This is a genomic window from Nonomuraea sp. WAC 01424 (assembly GCF_003947315.1).
Lineage (GTDB): Bacteria > Actinomycetota > Actinomycetes > Streptosporangiales > Streptosporangiaceae > Nonomuraea > Nonomuraea spiralis.
This window is the reverse complement of sequence record NZ_QHHZ01000009.1, coordinates 273838-292775: the sequence shown is the minus strand read 5'-3', so window position 1 is coordinate 292775 and position 18938 is coordinate 273838. Positions and strand designations below refer to the sequence as shown.

The 18938-nt window shown below is 72.4% G+C and carries 19 protein-coding genes; 7 read left to right on the top strand and 12 right to left on the bottom strand.

Annotation, left to right across the window (positions count from 1 at the left end):
• Positions 1 to 67: 67 nt before the first annotated feature.
• The 8 genes from DMB42_RS25735 to DMB42_RS55160 form a co-directional block, all read right to left on the bottom strand.
• Positions 68 to 1645 carry a Na+/H+ antiporter gene (locus tag DMB42_RS25735; RefSeq protein ID WP_125637568.1) on the bottom strand — a complete coding sequence of 526 codons (1578 nt, stop codon included), beginning with the start codon at positions 1643 to 1645 and terminating at the stop codon, positions 68 to 70.
• A 46-nt stretch (positions 1646 to 1691) separates the two neighbouring features.
• The gene (locus tag DMB42_RS25730; protein ID WP_260477937.1) at positions 1692 to 2696 is read right to left on the bottom strand and encodes a Xaa-Pro peptidase family protein; all 1005 of its coding nucleotides are present in this window, start codon (positions 2694 to 2696) and stop codon (positions 1692 to 1694) included.
• Complete coding sequence (locus DMB42_RS25725; protein WP_125637567.1) at positions 2693 to 3595, bottom strand: ABC transporter ATP-binding protein; 903 nt, start codon at positions 3593 to 3595, stop codon at positions 2693 to 2695. Before DMB42_RS25725 ends, DMB42_RS25730 begins: the two co-directional genes overlap by 4 nt.
• On the bottom strand, positions 3595 to 4377 hold the full coding sequence (locus DMB42_RS25720) for an ABC transporter ATP-binding protein (protein ID WP_125637566.1): 783 nt from the start codon (positions 4375 to 4377) through the stop codon (positions 3595 to 3597). Before DMB42_RS25720 ends, DMB42_RS25725 begins: the two co-directional genes overlap by 1 nt.
• Positions 4374 to 5234 (bottom strand): ABC transporter permease, encoded by an 861-nt coding sequence (locus tag DMB42_RS25715; RefSeq protein WP_125637565.1) that lies wholly within the window; start codon positions 5232 to 5234, stop codon positions 4374 to 4376. Before DMB42_RS25715 ends, DMB42_RS25720 begins: the two co-directional genes overlap by 4 nt.
• Positions 5231 to 6346, bottom strand: a complete 1116-nt coding sequence (locus DMB42_RS25710) for an ABC transporter permease (protein ID WP_260477936.1) — start codon at positions 6344 to 6346, stop codon at positions 5231 to 5233. The genes DMB42_RS25715 and DMB42_RS25710 overlap by 4 nt, the downstream gene beginning before the upstream one ends.
• A gap of 12 nt (positions 6347 to 6358) precedes the next feature.
• Positions 6359 to 7939 carry an ABC transporter substrate-binding protein gene (locus DMB42_RS25705; RefSeq protein WP_125637564.1) on the bottom strand — a complete coding sequence of 527 codons (1581 nt, stop codon included), beginning with the start codon at positions 7937 to 7939 and terminating at the stop codon, positions 6359 to 6361.
• 63 nt (positions 7940 to 8002) lie between these two features.
• Positions 8003 to 8131, bottom strand: a complete 129-nt coding sequence (locus DMB42_RS55160) for a hypothetical protein (RefSeq protein WP_260477935.1) — start codon at positions 8129 to 8131, stop codon at positions 8003 to 8005.
• On the opposite strand from DMB42_RS55160, the gene DMB42_RS25700 reads away from it, so the two are divergent.
• Positions 8132 to 8683: an Lrp/AsnC family transcriptional regulator gene (locus DMB42_RS25700; RefSeq protein ID WP_229823053.1), complete on the top strand. Its 552-nt coding sequence runs from the start codon at positions 8132 to 8134 to the stop codon at positions 8681 to 8683.
• Between the two features lie 84 nt (positions 8684 to 8767).
• Here DMB42_RS25700 and DMB42_RS25695 read toward each other — a convergent pair whose 3' ends face one another.
• The gene (locus DMB42_RS25695) at positions 8768 to 9109 is read right to left on the bottom strand and encodes a hypothetical protein (protein ID WP_260477934.1); all 342 of its coding nucleotides are present in this window, start codon (positions 9107 to 9109) and stop codon (positions 8768 to 8770) included.
• A 664-nt stretch (positions 9110 to 9773) separates the two neighbouring features.
• On the opposite strand from DMB42_RS25695, the gene DMB42_RS25690 reads away from it, so the two are divergent.
• The 4 genes from DMB42_RS25690 to DMB42_RS25675 are packed head-to-tail and all read left to right on the top strand — an operon-like array spanning position 9774 to position 13137.
• Positions 9774 to 10541, top strand: coding sequence for a DUF4239 domain-containing protein (locus DMB42_RS25690; protein WP_125637562.1), 768 nt, complete (start codon positions 9774 to 9776; stop codon positions 10539 to 10541).
• 2 nt (positions 10542 to 10543) lie between these two features.
• A complete protein-coding gene (locus tag DMB42_RS25685) occupies positions 10544 to 11194 on the top strand; it encodes a hypothetical protein (RefSeq protein WP_125637561.1) in 651 nt (216 codons plus the stop codon).
• A gap of 18 nt (positions 11195 to 11212) precedes the next feature.
• Positions 11213 to 12046, top strand: a complete 834-nt coding sequence (locus DMB42_RS25680) for a phosphotransferase enzyme family protein (RefSeq protein ID WP_260477933.1) — start codon at positions 11213 to 11215, stop codon at positions 12044 to 12046.
• Between the two features lie 26 nt (positions 12047 to 12072).
• The gene (locus DMB42_RS25675) at positions 12073 to 13137 is read left to right on the top strand and encodes an NAD(P)-binding domain-containing protein (RefSeq protein WP_125637559.1); all 1065 of its coding nucleotides are present in this window, start codon (positions 12073 to 12075) and stop codon (positions 13135 to 13137) included.
• A gap of 30 nt (positions 13138 to 13167) precedes the next feature.
• On the opposite strand, the gene DMB42_RS25670 is transcribed toward DMB42_RS25675, so the two are convergent.
• Positions 13168 to 13806 carry a GNAT family N-acetyltransferase gene (locus DMB42_RS25670; RefSeq protein WP_125637558.1) on the bottom strand — a complete coding sequence of 213 codons (639 nt, stop codon included), beginning with the start codon at positions 13804 to 13806 and terminating at the stop codon, positions 13168 to 13170.
• 136 nt (positions 13807 to 13942) lie between these two features.
• Between DMB42_RS25670 and DMB42_RS25665 the strand changes: the two genes are divergently transcribed.
• The gene (locus DMB42_RS25665) at positions 13943 to 15646 is read left to right on the top strand and encodes a serine/threonine-protein kinase (RefSeq protein WP_125637557.1); all 1704 of its coding nucleotides are present in this window, start codon (positions 13943 to 13945) and stop codon (positions 15644 to 15646) included.
• A gap of 111 nt (positions 15647 to 15757) precedes the next feature.
• A complete protein-coding gene (locus DMB42_RS25660) occupies positions 15758 to 16753 on the top strand; it encodes a hypothetical protein (RefSeq protein ID WP_260477932.1) in 996 nt (331 codons plus the stop codon).
• Positions 16754 to 16772: 19 nt separating this feature from the next.
• Here DMB42_RS25660 and DMB42_RS25655 read toward each other — a convergent pair whose 3' ends face one another.
• Together DMB42_RS25655 and DMB42_RS25650 are read right to left on the bottom strand one after the other, a co-directional pair.
• Entirely contained in the window at positions 16773 to 17705 is a 933-nt protein-coding gene (locus tag DMB42_RS25655; RefSeq protein WP_125637556.1) for a pirin family protein, read from the bottom strand.
• 72 nt (positions 17706 to 17777) lie between these two features.
• On the bottom strand, positions 17778 to 18899 hold the full coding sequence (locus DMB42_RS25650) for an MBL fold metallo-hydrolase (protein WP_125637555.1): 1122 nt from the start codon (positions 18897 to 18899) through the stop codon (positions 17778 to 17780).
• Positions 18900 to 18938: the final 39 nt, after the last annotated feature.

Here is an 18938-nt window from a genome sequence, read left to right as displayed (position 1 = left end):
CCCTCTGCGGCGGCCAGTCACACACCGTCACCCGCCGTCACCCGCCGACACAACAGATTCACGCAGGTCAGCGCATGCTTCTGGCATCGAGCGCCCGCAGCACCCGGGACACCACCTGAGGATCGGCACGCGGGTCGCGGCGGGCGTCCAGCACCGCCTGCCGGGCGGCCGACATCATCTCCTCCTGCACCCGCCGGACCAGCCGCGCCCGCCGCACCCGCTGCTCGAACGCCTCCCGCCGCTCGTCGTCGGCGGCCTCCGGGCTGATCCGCAACCCGAGGTCGACCATGCGCCTGCCCAGCAGCTCGACCACCTCCTCCGGCAGGTCCTCGGCCTCGTCGATCTCCCGCAGCCGCCTCTTGGCCGCGTGGGCCGCCCGGATCGCCAGCCGCTTCTCCAGCTCCCGCTCGGCCGCCGTGTCGGCCTTGACGCCCAGCCGCGCCACCAGCCACGGCAACGACAGCCCCTGCACCACCAGCGTCACCAGGATGACCGCGAACGCGATGAACACGATCACCGGCCGCTGCGGGAACGGCTGCCCGTCATGGATCCGCAACGGGATGGCCAGCGCCAGCGCCACCGACGCCACGCCACGCATGCCCGCCCACCACATGACCACGGTCTCGCGCCAGGTCATCGGCACCTCGGTGTCCTCGCGCCGCCCCTTCTTGGCCACCCACGCCGCCGGCAGCAGCCACACCAGCCGTACGACCACGACGACGCCCACCACGGCGGCGCTCCACCACAACACCGTGCCGAGCCGCCCCTGCACCGTGCCGAACACGGTGTGCAGCTCCAACCCGATCAGCCCGAACGCGATCCCCGTCACCAGCGTGTCCACCACCTGCCAGAACGTGGAGGAGGCGAACCTGCCGAACACGTCGTCGGCGTCCCACATGCGGTCACTGAGATAGAACGCGGTCGTCAACACCGCCAGCACCCCCGACCCGCCCAGCTCGTCGGCCACCGCATAACTCACGAACGGCACCACCAGCGACAACCCCACCTGCAACGTCGCGTCGGCGAGCAACACCATCAGCTTCCCGGCCGCCCACCCCAGAGCGAACCCCGCCGCCACCGCCACCACCGCCGACAACACGAACTCGCCCAGCGCCCCCGGCCACGAGAACGCGCCCGTGACGACCGCCGCCACGGCCACGTGGTAGAGCACGATCGCGGTCACGTCGTTGAACAGCCCCTCGCCCTCCAGCAACGACACCATGCGCCGGGGCAGGCCCAGCCGCCCGGCCACCGCCGTGGCCGCCACCGGGTCGGGCGGCGCGACCAGCGCGCCCAGCGCCACCGCCGCCGCCAGCGGCAGACCCGGGACGAGCGCCTGCGCCGTGACCGCCACGGCCGCCGTCGTCACGAACACCAGCGCCACCGCCAGCAGGAAGATCGGCTGCCAGTTGGCCGCGAACTGCCGCCACGACGTACGCCGCACCGCCGCGTACAACAATGGCGGCAACAGCAGCGGCAACACGACACCCGGCGGGATGTCCACGTTCGGCACGAACGGCAACACCGCCAGCACGATGCCGAGCAACGTCATCAGCACCGGCGCGGGCAACCCCAGCCGATCACCGAGCGGAACCGTGACCAGCGCGCCCAGCAGCACCAGCATGAGCAGCACGAACTGGTCCACGACGCCCCCCGGTGATCGTCGTCACCCAGCGTAAGCGCAGCTCACCTCACCGGTCGAGCACGTGCAGGGTGTGCGGGCTCGTGCCCAGCGACACCGGTTCGGCCGCCGTGCAGGCCACCACGTCGGCCACCCGCGCCCCGAACAGATCGGGCACGTAGATGGCCGGCTCCAGGCAGACCGCCATCCCCGGCGCGAACACCGCCTCCTGGCCCGCCCGCGGCCCCTCGTCATGCCCCAGACCGACGCCCCGGCCCACGTGCAGAGCGGCGTAGTGGCCGTACCCGCTGGCGTCGATCACCTCGTTCACCGTCCTGACCAGCTCGTCGAACGGGACCGAGGGCCGCAACGCCGCCAGAGCCGCGCGGTGGGCGGCCAGCACCACCGAGTACATCGCCTCGTAGTCCTCCGGCGGCTCGGCCACCGCGAACACCCGGCCCGCCTCGGCACAGTAACCGTCCCAACGACCGCACACCGACACCAGCAGCGCGTCCCCGGGATTGATCACGCGCTCGCCCGGCCGGTGTTCGGGCCGCGCGGTGTTCTCGCCCGCCGACACACGCAGCGAGATCACCTCCTCGCAGCCCGACTCCAGCGCCAGCAGCCGCAACCGGCGCGCCATCGCCCGCTCGGTCGCGCCGAACCAGGCCAGCTCACGCGCCTGCGCCAGCACCTCCTCCGCCGCCAGGCCGGCCCGCCCGAGCGCCGACAACTCCGCCGGATCCTTACGCAGCCGCAACGGCGCCAGCACCGCCGAGGCGGGCACCAGCTCCGCCGCGATCGCCAGCCGGAACAACTCGCGCGCCCGCATCTCCGGATCCACCCCCACCCGCCGCGCGGAGGCGGGCACCAGCCCGGCCGGATCCCGGGTCTCGACGACCGAGTCGGCCGTCACCACGAGGAACACACCCTCCCCGTCCGCGTCGGCCAGGCCCTCCCGGGAGGCACTGAGAAACCGGAAGTCCGGCGACGGCCGCAACACCAGCACGTCGATGCCCTCCCCGGCCATCGCCCGCCGCACGGCCGCCACCCGCGCGGCGTGGCGCCGGCTCACGCCGGCTCGTGCAGCCAGCAGGCGACCGGCCCGAAGTCCGGCTCCCTCTCGCGGCACACCTCCATCACCAGCGGACAACGCGGGTTGAACCGGCACCCGCCCGGCGGATTCGCCGGATCGGGCACGTCCCCGGCCAGCTCGGCCGGCAACACGCCCATCCCGTCCGGCTTGGGGATGGCCCCCAGCAACGCCCTCGTGTACGGATGCTTCGGATCGGCCCACACCTCGGCCGTGTCACCGATCTCGACGATCTTGCCCAGATACATCACGGCGATCCGGTCGGCGATCAGCCGCACCACCGACAGGTCGTGACTGATGAACAACAACCCGGCCCCGGAGTCCACCGCCAGATCACGCATCAGCCGCGCCACCTGCGCCTGAGCCGAGGCGTCCAGCGCCGAGATCGGCTCGTCGCCGATCAGCAGCCGCGGCCGCGCCGCCAGCGCCCTGGCGATCGCGATCCGCTGCCGCTGCCCGCCGGAGAACTCGTGCGGATGCCGTCCCGCGAACGCGCGCGGCAGGCCCACCCGCTCCAGCAGATCCGCGGGATCGGTACGGCTGTCGTTCGCGGTGCGCAGGCCGTCGGCGATCTGATCGCCCACCCGGCGCCGCGGGTTCAGCGACGCGTACGGATCCTGGAACACCATCTGGATGCCGGTCAGCTTCCTGCGACGCAGCCCCAGCGGCGTCACCTGCTGCCCCTCGAACGCGATCGACCCGTGCGTCACCGGATTCAGACCGCAGACCGCGCGCGCCAAGGTGGACTTGCCACACCCCGACTCGCCGACCAGCCCCACGACCTCACCCGCCCTCACGGACAGGCTCGCCCCCGCCACCGCCCGCACCACCGGACGCCCGGGGGAGCGGTGCTCGACGACCAGGTCCTCGATGTCCAGCATCAGCCCTCCACGTCCGAAGCAGAATCAGGCAGCGAGTCCAGCAGCGCGCGCGTGTAGGCGTGCTCGGGCTCGCGCAGCACCCGCCCGCGCGGCCCGGTCTCCACGACCAGGCCGTCCTTCATCACACTCACCTCGTCCGCGACCGCCGACATCACGCCCAGGTCGTGCGTGACCAGCAGCACCGCCAGGCCCAGTTCGTCGCACAGCCCGCGCAGCAGCCGCAGCACGCCCGCCTGAACGGTCACGTCCAGCGCCGTCGTCGGCTCGTCGGCGATCAGCACCTTCGGCGAGCAGGCCAACGCGATCGCGATCGCGATGCGCTGCCGCATACCGCCGGAGAACTGGTGCGGGAAACGCCCGTACGCCTCCTCGGCGCCCGGGATGCGCACCTTGCCCAGCAGCTCGACCGCCCGCGCCTTCGCCTCGGCCTTGCCCAGGCCCAGGTGGTGCCGCATGTGCTCGGTGAGCTGCCGGCCGATCGTCAACATCGGATGCAGGCTGGTCGCCGGGTCCTGGAACACCATGGCGACCTCGCCGCCGCGAACCCGGTTGAGCTCCTTGGGCGGCAGCGTCAGCAGGTCCCGCTCACCGAGCCCGATCCGGCCCGAGACACGCGCGCCGTGCGGCAGCAGCCCCAGAACGGCCAGACCCGTCATCGTCTTGCCCGACCCGCTCTCGCCCGCCAGGCCGTGCACCCGCCCCGCGGCCAGCTTCAGATCGACGCCGCGCAGGACCTCCTTGCCGCGGATCGACACCTTCAGACCGGTGATGTCCAGCGTCACAACGCACGCTCCTTGATCGCGCGGGCCGTCCGCGGGTCGAGCGCGTCCCGCAGCGTGTCGCCGAGGAAGTTGAACGCCAGCACCACGGTCAGGATCGCCAGGCCGGGGAACGTCGCCACCCACCAGCTGTCGAAGACCTCCACACCGGAGGCCACCATCGCACCCCACTCAGGGGACGGCGGCTTGGCCCCGAGGCCCAGGAACGACAACCCGGACAACAACAGCAGCGCCGTACCGATGTCGAGCGTGGCCAGCACCAGGATCGGGCCGGTCACGTTCGGCAGCACGTCCACCCGCAGCGAACGCCACACCGAAAAGCCCAGCAGCCGCCCGCTCAGCACGAACTCCCGCTCCCGCACCCCCAACACCAGCCCGCGCGTGACGCGGGCATAGGCGGGCCAGGCCACGACCAGCCCGGCCAGCACCGCGTTGCCCAGGCTCGCACCCAGCGCCGCGGCCACCACCATGGCCAGGATCACCGTCGGGAACGCGAACACCAGGTCGGCGAACCGCATGATCGTCTCGCCGACCCACCTGCCGAAGTACCCGGCACACGCCCCCAGCAGGCCGCCCACCAGCACCGACAGCACGACCAGCAACAACGTCAGCGGGATCGACACCCGGGCGCCGTACATGATCCGGCTCAGGATGTCCCGCCCGAGCTGATCGGTGCCGAACCAGTGGCCGGGCCCCGGAGGCGCCAGCCGCGGCAGGTCCTGCGCCAGCGGATCGTGCGGCGCCAGCCACGGCGCGGTCAGCGCGATCACCACCCAGGCCACGGCCAGGACGGCGCCCGCGACGGCCAGCGTCTGCCGCCACGCCTCGGGCAGCCTGCCCAGCAGCCCCTTGCCTCTCATTGCAGCCTCACTCGGGGATCGATGACGCCGTACAACACGTCCACGATCAGGTTGATGACCAGATAGACCACACCCACGACCAGGCCGACACCCATCACGGCGGGCAGGTCGAGGCTGGTGGCGCTCTTGTAGGCGTACTGGCCGACACCCGGCCAGGCGAAGATCGCCTCGACCAGGACGGTGCCCGACAGCAGGCTGCCGAAGGCCAGACCCGCCACGGTGATGATCGGCACCAACGCCGAACGCAACACGTACCGGAACAGGATCACCCGCCCCGGCAGCCCCTTGGCGCGAGCCGCACGCACGTAGTCCTGCCCCAGCACCTCCAGCACCGCCGAACGCGTGAAACGGGTCAGCAGGCCGATCGTGTACAACGCCAGCACCAGCGCCGGCGTGATCAGATGCCCGACGGCGGAGGTGAAGATGTCCCACCGGCCCGCCAGCAGCGCGTCGACCGTCTGCAACCCGGTCACCGCCGGAGCCGAACCCAGCGCCACATCCACCCGGCCGCTGCCCGGCGTGATCTGCAGCCGGTAGAAGAACACGTAGAACGCCACCAGCGCCAGCCAGAACGTCGGCACCGAGATGCCGATCAGGCTCACCAGGCGCAACGCGTGGTCGGACAGCCGGTCCCTGCGCAGCGCGGCGACCACGCCGAAGGCCACACCCAGCACCAGCGAGATCAGGATCGCCGCCCCCGCCAGCTCCAACGTCGCCGGGACGAACTCCGCCAGATCCTGACTGACCGGGCGATGACTCTGCTGACTGGTACCCAGGTCACCCTGGACCAAGCCCTGCAGATGGATCGCGTACTGCTGCCACAGCGGCTTGTCCAGGCCGTGCTCGGACCGCCACTGGGCCACGATCGCCGGGTCACCCAGCGCCCGCTGGCCCAGGTTGGCGGCCACCGGGTCACCGGGCACCAGGTTCGTCAGCACGAACGTCACGAGCGTGATGCCCCAGGCCAGCAACACCGCGATGAGGATACGCCGGACGAGGAAACGCGCCAGCGGAGGCACGCCCCGCCGCCGAGTCCCCGCGGCGGCCTCCTTGACCGGGGAGCCGGCGCCGGGGCGCGGCGGCGAACCCGCCGCGCCCGGGTTGTCGGACACCTGCCGGACTCCTTACTTCGCGCCGAGGTCGGCGACGTCCACGGTCCACACCGGGTGGTACTCAACGCCCGTCACCGACGCGGCCGACACGATGTTCTGGCTCGGCTGGATCAGCGGCACGAACGGCCCCGACGTGTTCAGCTTGGTCTGCAGGTCGGCGTACGCCGCCTTGCGCGCCTCGTCGCCGATCGCGGTCGCGGCCTTGTCAGCGGCGGCCTCGATCTCCTTGGCCGCGCCTTCCTTCCAGCCGGCCCGCAGGCCCACGGTCTTGCCCGGCGCGAAAGCCAGGTAGTCGCTCGGGTCCGGGTAGTCGGGCCCCCAGTACCACAGGCCCATCTCCTCCTTGCCGTTGCGGTAGTTGTCCAGCGCGGTCGTCACCGGCGCGGGCTGGAGATCCACCGTGATGCCGACCTCCTTGAGGTTGGCCTGGATCCGCTCGGCCAGCGGCTGGAACGACAGACCGTTGACGGTCAGCTCGCTCGGGTACTCCAGCTTGACGGTCGGGTTCGACACGCCGCTGGCCGCCAGCGCCGCCTTGGCACCCTCGACGTCCCGCTTGGCCGCCTGCTCGGGCGGCAACGCGCCGAGCAGCTGCGACGGGATCACACCCGGCGCCTGGCCCGCGCCCTCACCGGCCAGCTCCAGCAGGCCCGCGTAGTCCACGCCCTTGCGCACGGCCTCGACGAACTTGACGTTCGGCGTGGTCTTGCTGACGCCCGAGTCCTGGTTGGCCAGCAGGAAGATGACGTTCGCCGAGGCGGTCTTCTTCACCTGAAGGGTGGAGGGCATGTTCGTGACCTGGTCACCGGACAGGTTCAGCGCCACCTGGCTGTCACCACGCTGCACGTTGAGCTTCTGCGTGGCGGCCTCGACGTTGCGGATCACGACCTTGTCGTAGGCCGGCTTGGTGCCGTAGTACTTCGGGTTCGCCTTGAGCGTGACCTGGCTGCTCACGTTGAACGCCTCGATCGTGTACGGCCCCGACCCCGCCGAGGAGGAGTTCAGGTACTGCTCGGCCTTGTCCTGGGCGTCGGCCGTGGCGCCGTGCTCCTTGGCGACCTTGCTGTTCAGGATGCCGAGCGCCGGGTTCGGCAGGATGTACGGCAGCGCCGGGTTCGGCGCCTTCGACGTCAGCGTGATCGTCGAGTCGTCGGTCTTGGCCACCTCGACGCCGTCCAGCAGGAACGACGGGGTGCCCTTCATGTCACGCACGCGGTTCAGCGAGAACACCACGTCGTCGGCGGTGATCGGCGAACCGTCGGCGAAGGTGGGGCCCTTCTTGAGCTTGAGCGTCAGCGTCTTGCCGTCCTCGCTCAGCTCGTAGGACTCGGCCAGCGCCGGGACCGGCTTGGTCACGTCGGCGCCGTCGAAGGTCAGCAGCGTCTCGTAGACGGCCTTGCCGACGATCAGTCCGGTGGGCTCGTAGGTGCGGCCCGGGTCGGCCGTCTTGAGGTCGAACGACGTGTCGATGACGAGCGTCTTCCCACCGCCACCGGAGGCCGCCGGGGTCTGCGAGGTGCCGCCGCTTCCGCAGGCGGCGAGGGCGAGCGCACCGGCGAGCAGCACTGCCGCCGTCTGCGAGCGGGTCGCCATGGGGTCCTCCAAATTGGACGTTCGGGAGAAGGATGTCGAGGATTGTCCGGCAGAACGTCCAGGTCACGTGCGGTCCGCGAGACGTATATAAATGGTCGAGGTGTAATGATGAGTGAAATTTCCAGAAATGGTGCCAGCGGCGGCGGTCAGCCTGGACGGATCGGCATCGGCCTTGAGCTGGACGACGTCCATATGAAGATCCTTGAGATCCTGCGCGAGAACGGCAGGATCTCGGTCGCCGCCCTGGCCGAACGGGTGGGCATCTCCCGCGCGAACGCCTACACGCGCTTCGAGGCGCTGCGCGCCGACGGCGCGATCAAGCGCTTCACCGCCGAGATCGACCACGTGCGGGCCGGGCTCGGCATCACCGCGCTGATCTTCGTGACCGTACGCCAGCAGATGTGGAAGCAGTTCAGGGCCGAACTGGCCCGGATGCCCGAGGTCGAGTACTGCGCGATCACCACCGGCCAGCACGACGCCATGATCCAGGTACGGGTCTCCGACGTGGCCGCCGTGCACAGCATGGTGACCGACCGCCTGGCCAACATCCCGGCCGTCAAGGCGACCGAGACGGTGTTCATCCTGGACGAAGTGCTCAGACGGCCGTACGTGTTGCCGTCCGACCGCGACGCCTCCCGTCCCGTGCGGCGGATGCCGCAGGAGGCGCAGGGGGACGTACCACTCGGCAAGATGCGCTTCGTCGGCGCCGCCGAGGGCCGCGCCGCCCTGCGCAAGGACGGCTAGAACACCCCCTGACCGGACCGCCGCCGCGACAGCCGCCACCGGCTGTCGCAGACGGCTTGCTTCGGGCCGGCCGCGGGCGCTGTGTCAGGAGGCGGGCACTTCGGTGCACACGCTGACGTGCAGCGTGTCGTCGCCGTCGAACCTGAACTCCTCCACCAGGCGCAGCAGCCCGTCCTCGCCCTGCTCGACGCGGCTGCTGCTCTGGCCTCCGGCCTTGCCGCCGGCCTTGAGCGCGTGCGCGTAGGAGATGGCGACGTCGGCGCCGTCCCGCATGCCGACGAAGCGGCCGTGGGTCACGGTGTCGCCCGTGTAGCTGCCCCACACCACGCCGTCGGCCTCCCAGTACTGGAACTCCGTCGGGCTGTCGGGGTCCACCGCGCTCGCCGTCGAGCTCACCATCACGAATTTACGGCCGTTGAGATTCACGCCCCCATAGTCACCATATTTCCGGATCATCACCGCCCGGCTGGACGTTTGGTCAGAACGCCCGGTCATGATCAACGATCCGTCCAGCCACCCCACAACCCACGCCCACACCACAAGCACGTTCTCGCCCGCCCCCAACCCCGAACCCCTCAGGGCGAGCACGACGACGGCCCTCCAGGAAGAACCCGAAACACCAGCCCGGTCGGTACGGCGTGCCCGGTCGGTACGGCGGACCCCCAGCCGCGCCACCCGCGATGCCCATCCTTCGTACGCGCCCTGCGCCTCCGCGCCCTGCGCTGTCCTGGGCCGCCCCGCTCAAGGTCAGGCCCCAGGGGGTCGCCGCCAGGAGGGCCGGAGCGGACGGTACGGCGTCCCCATGGGGAGCGTCCAGGGGCCGCGTTGCCAAGAGCCTGTGGCGGCGCGGGTTCGTGTCGCCATGCGATTTCGTCGTGCGATGTCGGCTGGGGTGTCCCGATGCGGGATGGGTGGCGCTGGTCGGGGGCCGTTGGGCTGCCGGGAATGAGTGTGTCGTCCCTCTGTGACGGCTGAACGGGGTGGGTGGTCGCGGGAGGTTCGGGACTTTACTTCCCGGTAGCTGACGCCAGCATTGCGTAGTGTGATAGTCATGTAACACTGAGTATTCGAGAAGTTTCGGGAGATCTTCATGCTGGCGTACACGCTCTCGATCGTGGCGGCCGTGGGCGTGGTGGCGCTCACCGCGCTGGTGTTCCGGCTCACGAAGAAGGGCAGCGAGGACGCCGAGCCCGACGGGGTCTCGGCCGGTCATGCCGGGTCGATGTTGTCGGCGCTGTTCCTGCTGGTGTTCGCGATCGCGATCATCGTGCCCTGGACCACCACCGACGCCGCCCGGCAGAACGCCCAGGCCGAGAGCCAGGCGGCGATCGACGCCTACTGGGCCGCGGCCGACCTTCCTGGCACGGCCCCGCAGACGGTCCGCACCGCGCTGCGCGACTACGTCACCTTCGTGGTCAGAGACGAGTGGCCGCTGATGTCCGACGGCCGGATGGACCCCGTGGGCGCCGCGCGGCTCGACGCCATGCGCAGCCGGGTGAGCGCCGTCGACGCCAAGACCGACGACGACAAGGACGCCCGCGACGCCGTGCTCGAACACGTCGCCGCGATCGCCACCGCCCGCTCCCAGCGTGCGATGGACGCCGCCGCGACCCCGCCCGACGGGCTGCTGTTCCTGACCGTGCTGACCGGCCTGCTGGTCGTCGTCTTCCCCTACCTGGCCGGCGCGCGTCCGCGTGGCCTGGCGATCCTGCCGCTGCTGGCGATGGCCGCGATGCTCGGTTTCGGCACCTATCTGACCATGGACATCGCCCACGCCTTCGCCGGGCCGCTGGCGGTCGGGCCGCAGGCGTTCCAGGGCGCGTTGCAGGAGTTCTCCCGCGTCGCCGGGGGAATGTGACCGTGGGCGTCAGGCGCGCGCCGCTGATGCTGGCCGCCGCTCTGCTCGCCGCGGGCGCGGCCGGCCCGGCGGTGGCCGACCGGATGCTTCCCGCTCCCACACCCGCGCACGTACGGCCGATCGCCAAGCCGAAGATCACGGTTCCCGGCGTGCCGGGAGGGGACGGCCAGCCGGGGCCGGTGGTGTCGGTGCCCGGCGTGCAGATCTGGGATGGGCCGAATCCGCGGGTGTCGGTGTCGATGCGGCCGGGCATGCGTCCGCCGCGGATCCGCGTTCCCGTGCCGCACGTGTCGATCGGCGCCGACTCGCTGTGCGTGGGTGGGCCGGGCGGCACCGTGCAGATGGGGGAGTGCCGCGTCCGTACGCCCCGGCCGACGCCGCGTCCGACACCACGTCCGACGCATCGGCCGGTGCCGCGCCCGACCCCGACCCGGCCCCCTGTTCCGGTGCCGGTGCGGGCGGTGCCGGAGCCCGTCCGGCGGGTCACCCCGACACCCACCCCGACGCCCACGCCGACCGTCGCGGCACGCAGACGGATCGCGCAGATCCAGGCGACGCCGCGGCGCAAGAATCCGCTCGGCACCGTCCTGATCATGGTGGTTCTGGTGACCACGATCGCCTCCACCACGGCGGTCGCGTTCAGGGCTCGCTGACGTGCGACAATGGCCGGCGTGTCCGACGTATCCGGGGTGTCTGGTGTGTCCGGCCATGGCGAGGTGCCGCTGATCGGCGGCGGGGTCAATCACGTGGTCCGGGCCGGCGCCACCGTACGCCGCCCGACCGGCCCCTGGACACCGGCCGTGCACGCGCTGCCCGGCCACCTGGCCGCCCGCGGTTTCACGGGTGCGCCGGTCGGCCACGGGATCGACGACCGGGGGCGGGAGGTGCTCGACTTCGTCCCCGGCGAGGTGCCCGGTGACCCGCCGCCGTCCTACGTCCGTACCGACGAGACCCTCGGGGCCGTCGCCAGGCTGCTGCGCGCCTACCATGACGCCACCGAGGACTTCCCCCTCGAGGCCGCGACCACCTGGTACTTCCCGCCGCGCGACCCGGCCGAGGTGATCTGCCACGGGGACGTCGCGCCGTACAACTGCGTGTTCCGCGACGGGCGGCCGGTGGCTCTCATCGACTTCGACACCGCCCATCCGGGGCCGCGTCTGTGGGACGTGGCCTGTGCCGCCTACCGGTTCGTCCCGTTGAGCGATCCCCGGCACGAAGGGGCCGATCCGGTGGGGGAGCAGGCCCGCAGGCTGCGGCTGTTCGCCGACGCCTACGGCCTCGCCGCGCACGACCGGCCGGCGCTGCCCGCCACCGCCGCCGACCGCCTGGAACATCTCGTACGGCACATGCACGAACGGGCGGCGGCGGGCGACCGCGCCTTCGCCGGGCACATCGCCCGAGGGGACGACGTGTTGTACGGCGTCGACCGCGAGCACGTCCTGCGCCACCGCGCCCGGTTCGCCGAGGCGCTGACCGGTTCGCCCGTGGAGGAACGGGAAGAGTAAGCCCGGGACGGCGGTTTCACCTGATCGTGGAGACGACCGAGGTTGTGGTGATCGGGGCCGGGCAGGCGGGGCTGTCCAGCGCGTACTTCCTGCGGCGGTTCGGGATCGAGCCGCTGGTGCTGGACGCGGCGCGCGGGCCGGGCGGGGCGTGGCGGCACCGGTCGCCGTCGCTGACCATGGACAAGGTGCACGGCATCTTCGACCTGCCGGGCGCGCCGGACGGGGTGGAGGTGGCCGGTGACCGGCCGGCGGCGGAGGTCGTCCCGGAGTACTACGGGGGTTACGAGCGGCGGGTGGGGCTGGAGGTCCTGCGGCCGGTCAAGGTCGAGTCCGTACGGGAGGGCGACGGCGGTCGGCTGGTCGTGACCGCCGATGCGGGGGAGTGGGCGGCCAGGGCCGTGGTCAACGCGACCGGCACCTGGACGCGGCCGTACTGGCCCTACTACCCGGGGGCCCCGGACTTCCTGGGCGAGCAGCTGCACTACGCGGGCTATCGCGGGCCGGAGGCGTTCGCGGGGCGGCGGGTGGTCGTGGTCGGCGGCGGGGCCTCGGCGATGCACGTGTTGTCGGAGCTGGCGGGTGTCGCCGCCGCCACCACCTGGGTGACCCGCCGTCCGCCGGTCTTCCGGGACGACGACTTCGGCGAGGACGCCAGGCGGGAGGCCGTGGCCATGGTGGAGGCCCGGGTGCGGGCCGGGTTGCCGCCGCAGAGCGTGGTCAGCGTCACCGGGCTCGGTTACAGCCTCGTCGTACGGCAGGCCATGGAGAAGGGGGCGTTGGAGCGGCTGCCGATGTTCCGGGGGCTGACGGCGTACGGCGTGGAGTGGGCGGACGGGCGGCGGGTCGCGGCGGACACGATCGTGTGGGCCACCGGGTTCCGGTCGGCGCTCGACCACCTCGCGCCGCTGCGCCTGCGGGAGCCGGGCGGCGGCATCAAGGTGGACGGCACGCGGGTGCTCAAGGAGCCGCGCCTGCAACTCGTCGGTTACGGGCCCTCGGCCAGCACGGTCGGCGCCAACCGCGCCGCCCGCGCCGCCGCCCGCAACGTCCGCGCCCTCCTGCGTCCACGCCCGGCCGTCCCGGCCGCCTGACCGCCCCGGCCTCTCGGGCCGTGGAGGGGGTCAGTGTTCGGCGACGCCGAAGGCGGTCCAGCCGAGGTCGGGGAAGCCGGCCGCCTTGGCGACGGCGGCCGAGGCGGTGTTGCTGACCGCGTGCATGTACGTCGGCACCGCCCCCTCGTCCAGCACACGCCGGGCCGCCTGCGCCACCAGCCGCCTGGCCAGCCCGCGGCCCCTGGCCTCGGGGGCCGTCACCACCGACAGCTCCCGTCCGTACCGGTCGTGCCGCTTGATGCCCACCCCGGCCAGGTGCTCGCCGGTCTCGGGGTCCACGGCCACCAGAACCTCGCCGCCGAACACGCGCAGCCACTCGGGTACGCCGTCGTCCGTCGCGGGCACCCACTCCCCGGCGTCGGCCAGCGGCGCGGGCTCGGTGGTCCAGCGGTAGACGGCCTCGAACCAGCCGCGATCCCCGAATCCGATCAGTGCCGGGATCTCCCGGACCGTCTCGACGGCTCTCACCCGGGCGACGTGCTCGGGCGGCACCGACAACACCGCCCCCTCCGGTGTGCCGACTCCCAGCGCGGGGTGGACGCGTCCGTCCCAGCCGGGCTGCGTACGTCGGGGCGAGCCTGTGACGTCGAGGTTTCCCGTGGGCGGCCAGGCCCCGAGCCATTCGCGCAGATGATCGGTGAGAGCCACGGACCTACTATAGGAAGTAGGAAAAATACCGATTGAGGCAGGGGTCCGGTTACTCCGGCGAAGGGGCTCGACACGGGGTGTGACATTCGGCTAGCGTCCTGACATAAGGATCTTTATCCGGTCAGGAGGGCCCGACATGGCTGTTCCCGGTTACACGGAGATCCGGGAACTGGGTCACGGAGGGACCGGGCGGGTCATGCTCGCCGTACGCGACTCCGACGCCTTACCGGTCGCGATCAAGCACCTGTCCGAGCCTCTGCGCGAGGACGCCGAGTTCGTCGCCCGGTTCCGTGCCGAGGCCGGGGTCATCGGCGAGATCGACAGCCCCCACACCGCCCGCCTGCTGGACTACGTCGAGGCCGGGGGCACGGCCGCCATCGTGATGGAGCTGGTCGACGGCGTCACGCTGCGCCGCCTGATCGCCCACGAGGGCGGCACCGGCGTCGAGGCGGCGCTCGCCGTGCTGAAGGGGGCGCTGCTCGGCCTCGCCGAGGCGCACCGGCGCGGGGTGGTCCACCGCGACTTCAAGCCCGAGAACGTGATCATCACCACGGACGGCGACAGCAAGCTGGTCGACTTCGGCGTGGCGGCCCGCTTCGGGGAGACCGGCGCGCTGGCCGGCACCCCCTCCTACATGGCTCCCGAGCAGTGGGACGACGCCCCGGCCGGCCCGGCCTCCGACGTGTACGCCGCCGCCGTGGTGTTCTTCGAATGCCTCACCGGCCGCCGCCCCTTCACCGCCGCGAACCTGGCCGCCCTGGCCTTCCAGCACCAGCACATGCCGCCCCCGCTGGAACAGGTGGACGGGCGGCTGCGCGGGCTGGTCGAGCACGGCCTGGCCAAGGACCCGGCCCACCGGCCCGCCTCGGCCGAGGCGTTCCTGGCCGAGCTGGAGGAGGTCGCGCGCAGGACGTACGGCGCGGGGTGGGAGCTGCGCGGGCGGTCGGGGCTCGCCGTGCTGACGTTGCCGTTCACCGCGCTGCTGCCGTCGGCCGGGAGCGGCGTGGAGAGCGTGGCGGAGAGCGGCGCCGGGACGGTCACGAGCGTGGTGCGCAGCTCGTTCGGGCCGCCGGCCAAGCTCGCGGTGACCGGCGGTCTGGTGCTGGCGACCGCGGCGGCGGTGGCGTCGACGTTCGTGATCTGGAGCGGGTCGCCCTCGCCCGACAGCGGCACGGCGCTGCCGCCCGTGGTGCCGGAGGGCACCTCGCTCACGACGGCGCCAGCCTCGCCGGAGCTGGTGACCCCGGTGCCGAGCGGGTCGGGGACGGTCTCGCCGCCGTACACCGCCGGGCCCAGCGGGTACCCGACCGCGCCGCCCGCGTCGTCCGCGCCGCCGGCCCAGCCTTCCACACGGCCCCCGACGCAGCCTCCCACGCAGCCTCCCACGCAGCCCGCAACGGCGCCGCCGTCCACGACGCGGCCGGGCACCCGGCCGCCGCGGCCGACCGGCGGGCCGCCCGCCTCCGAGGCGCCGCCCACGCGGTCGTCGCCGCCGTCCGCCCGGCCGCCGGCGAAGCCTCCGGCCACCCGCCCGGCCGATGACCCGCCCGCGACCCGGCCACCCGCCACGAGCGCCCCGCCCACGAGCGCCCCGGTCACGAAGCCGCCCGCCACGCCGCCGCCCGCCAAGACCCACAAACCGCTCCTGTCGGTCTCGCTCGGGGTGTCGCTCGGCGGCTCGCTGCTCGGCCGCGACGGCGGCGGGCTGCTGGACGCCGACATCGACCTGGGACTCGGGTCCAGCCTGCTGGGCATGCTCGTGGTGCCCGGATCGGCGCTGCTGGGCGGCCGTCTCGCAGTCAGAAGAGCGCGAAAATCCCGTCATCGGGAAAAGTCATGAGTTGCGTACGCGGACGCTTGATCCCCTACTATCAGCGTCGGAAAGAGGGCGTCCCCGGGCCTGATTAGCTCCTGACCGGAACCTGCCCTGCGGCTCGGGTTAAGGAGGACAGTGGCGGTCGCCTCCCCCGCCGTGCGCCATGGAGCGCGGGCCGTGATCGCCGTACTCGCCGGGCTGGTCCTGATGACGGGGAACGCCGCCGCGGGCCGTGCCGCTCCGAAACCCTCGGTGAAGCAGCTCAAGAAGGAGCTGGCCGCGCTGCAGAAGGAGTCCGACCGGCTGATCGAGGAGTACTACAACAGCCGCCGTGCCCAGCAGCAGGCCGACCGGACGGAGAAGGGCGCGCGCGAACGGCTGGCCGCCGCCCAGGAGGTCTACGACCGGGAGTCCCTCCAGCTCAGGACGCTCGCCGTGGCCCAGTACGTCGGCGGCGAGCCCAACCAGGTCGTCCAGTTCACCGGCAGCCAGGACCCGCAGGGTCTGCTGGCCCGGATGGCCCTCGGCCAGCACCTCGTCGCCCTCCAGGAGGCGCGGCTGCGCGGCTACGCCAAGGTCAGGAACGAGCGCCGCAAGGCCGAGGAGGAGGCCGCCGCCCGCGCCGAGGAGCTCGGCACCGCCGTGGCCGACCTCGAACGGCGCAAGGAGAAGGCCGAGAAGCTGATCGTCAAGATCCGGGACAGGATCGACAAGCTGTACACGGCGCCCGGCGTGCGACGCCCGGACGGCACGTGGGTGCCCCAGCTCCCGGACGGCTCCGAGAACATCACCCCCCGCATGCGCCTGGTCAAGACGCTGATCAAGGAACGGTTCGCGGTGCCGTACGGGATCGGCTGCTACCGGACGATCCAGGACGGCGGCGAGCACCCGCTCGGGCGGGCCTGCGACTTCATGCTCAGCCGCGGCGGCGCGATGCCGTCGGCGGGGGAGGTCCAGCGCGGCAACGAGATCGCGGACTGGGCGATCAAGAACTCCAAGCGCCTGGGGATCATGTACATCATCTACCGGCAGCGCATCTGGCACGCCCGGACGGGCACCTGGCGGACGATGTCCAACCGCGGCGGCACGACGGCCAACCACTACGACCATCCGCACATCTCCGTCTATTAGCCCCGATCGGGCGGCACGGTCACCGTACGCGCCCCCGGGGCTTGAGCCGGATGGAGGGCAACACCGGCGCGGGCAGCGGCTCCCCGTCGAAGCCCTCGACCGTGCCGAACCCCGTGCTCAGGCCCGAGCCCACGCTGTCCATCCACTCCGCGCGGAACCCGGCGATCTCCTCGTGGGAGCGCCCCACGAAGTTCCACCACATGACGATCTCCTCGGCGAAGGGCTCGCCGCCGATCAGCAGCACCCGTCCGCGTCCCGACAGCCGTAGCGTGCCGGGGCCGGGCGGCAGGTAGTGCAGCGCGCCCGGCCCGGCCTGCTCGACCTCCCCGTCGAGCAGCAGCAGCCCGTGCTCGTACGCCGGGTCGAGCGGCACCTCGGCCGCGCCGTCGACCGCCACCTCGGCCCCGACGAGCGGGCTGTGGGCGGTGGCGGGCGAGGTCACCCCGCCGAGCGAGCCCATGATCACGGTGGCCTCGAAGCCGGGACCGGTCAGCACGGGCAGGGTGGCGTGGTGCTCGAAGGTCGGGGCCGTCCGCCGGTGGGCGTCGGGCAGGGCCACCCAGAGCTGCACGCCGTGCAGCATCGTGCCGGGCGACTCCTCGGAGTGGGAGATGCCGCGCCCGGCCGTCATCAGGTTGAGCTGCCCGGGGCGCACCCGCCGCAGGCTGCCCAGGCTGTCGCGGTGGAGCACCTCGCCGGCGACCAGCCAGGTCACCGTCTGCAGGCCGGTGTGGGGGTGGGGCGGCACGCGCATCAGGGCCGGCTCGGGGCCGAAGGCGTCCACGAAGCACCAGGCGCCGATCATCCGGCGGTGCACGCCGGGCAACGTCCTGCTCACCCGCATCGCGCGCGGGCCGCCGAGCGGCACCTCGCGTCCGGTCAGCACCTCGCCGCGCCCGCCGGTCTCGGCGGCGCAGCGGAGTTCCTGGGGGTCACGTTCCATGTTGCTCACCCCACGACTGTAGGCGTCGCGCGGGCGGCTTCCGTCCGGCCTCCCGCGCGACCCCTCAGGGGGACGTGGCGACTACGCCATGGTCTCCCACCAGCCGTCCACGGCCTGGGCGGCGGAGACGTCCACGCCCTCGCCCGGCCGGGGCACCACGATCTTGACGTCCCGCGCCTTGGCCTCCCGCCACAGCCGGTCCACCGGCTCGGCCCACGGGTGCAGCGCCAGCGTGAACGTCGCCCAGTGGACCGGCAGCAGCAGCGAGCCGCCCAGGTCGAGGTGGGCGTTGACGGCCTCCTCGGGGTTCATGTGGATGTCCGGCCAGGCCGGGCTGTAGGCGCCGATCGGCATCAGCGTCAGGTCGAACGGCCCGTGCGCGGCCCCGATGCCCCGGTAACCCTGGAAGTAGCCGGAGTCGCCGGCGTAGAACACCCGCTTGGTCGCCCCGGCGACCACCCACGAGCCCCACAGGGTGTCGTTCCTGGTGAAGGCGCGTCCTGAGAAGTGCCGGGCGGCCGTGGCGACGAAGCGCAGGCCCGCCACCTCGGCCTCCTCGTCCCAGTCGAGCTCGATGATCCGGTACAGCGGCACGCCCCACCGCTCCAGGTGCGCCCCGATGCCCAGCGGGACCAGGAACGGCGCCTTCTGGGTGCGCGTGAGCGAGCGCACGGTCGCCATGTCCAGGTGGTCGTAGTGGTCGTGCGAGATGGCGATGGCGTCCACCTGCGGCAGCTCGCCGAGGTCGACCGGCAGCGGGTGGTGCCGCTTGGGGCCGGCGAGTTGCGAGGGGGAGACCCGGTTGCTCCACACCGGGTCGAACAGCACCCGCTTGCCCTCGATCTCCACCAGGGTGGAGGCGTGGCCGTACCAGACCGCGCGTACGCCGTCGGCGGGCGGCGGCGCGGACGGCGGCAGGCGCAGCGGGATGGTCCCGGCGGGGTGCCGCTGCTCCTTGTTCCTGGCCATCTCGGCCAGCAGGCCCGCGGGCGGGGTGGTCATCAGGGAGGTGGGCTCGGGCATGGGGTTGAAGAACGTACCGCCCCTGAACTGCGGCGAGCGCCGCATCCTGCCCACGCGGTCCGGCCCCGACGACAAGGGCCGCACGCCCAGCTCGGCGGGTATCCCGCGCAACGCCCAACCGGCCGCGGCGGCGAGCGCGCCGCCCGCGAGGATCCGCCGTGCGGTCCGCAATCCTGCCATTGCCCACACTCCCCTGAGATGATGTCCATCCCGCCCAAC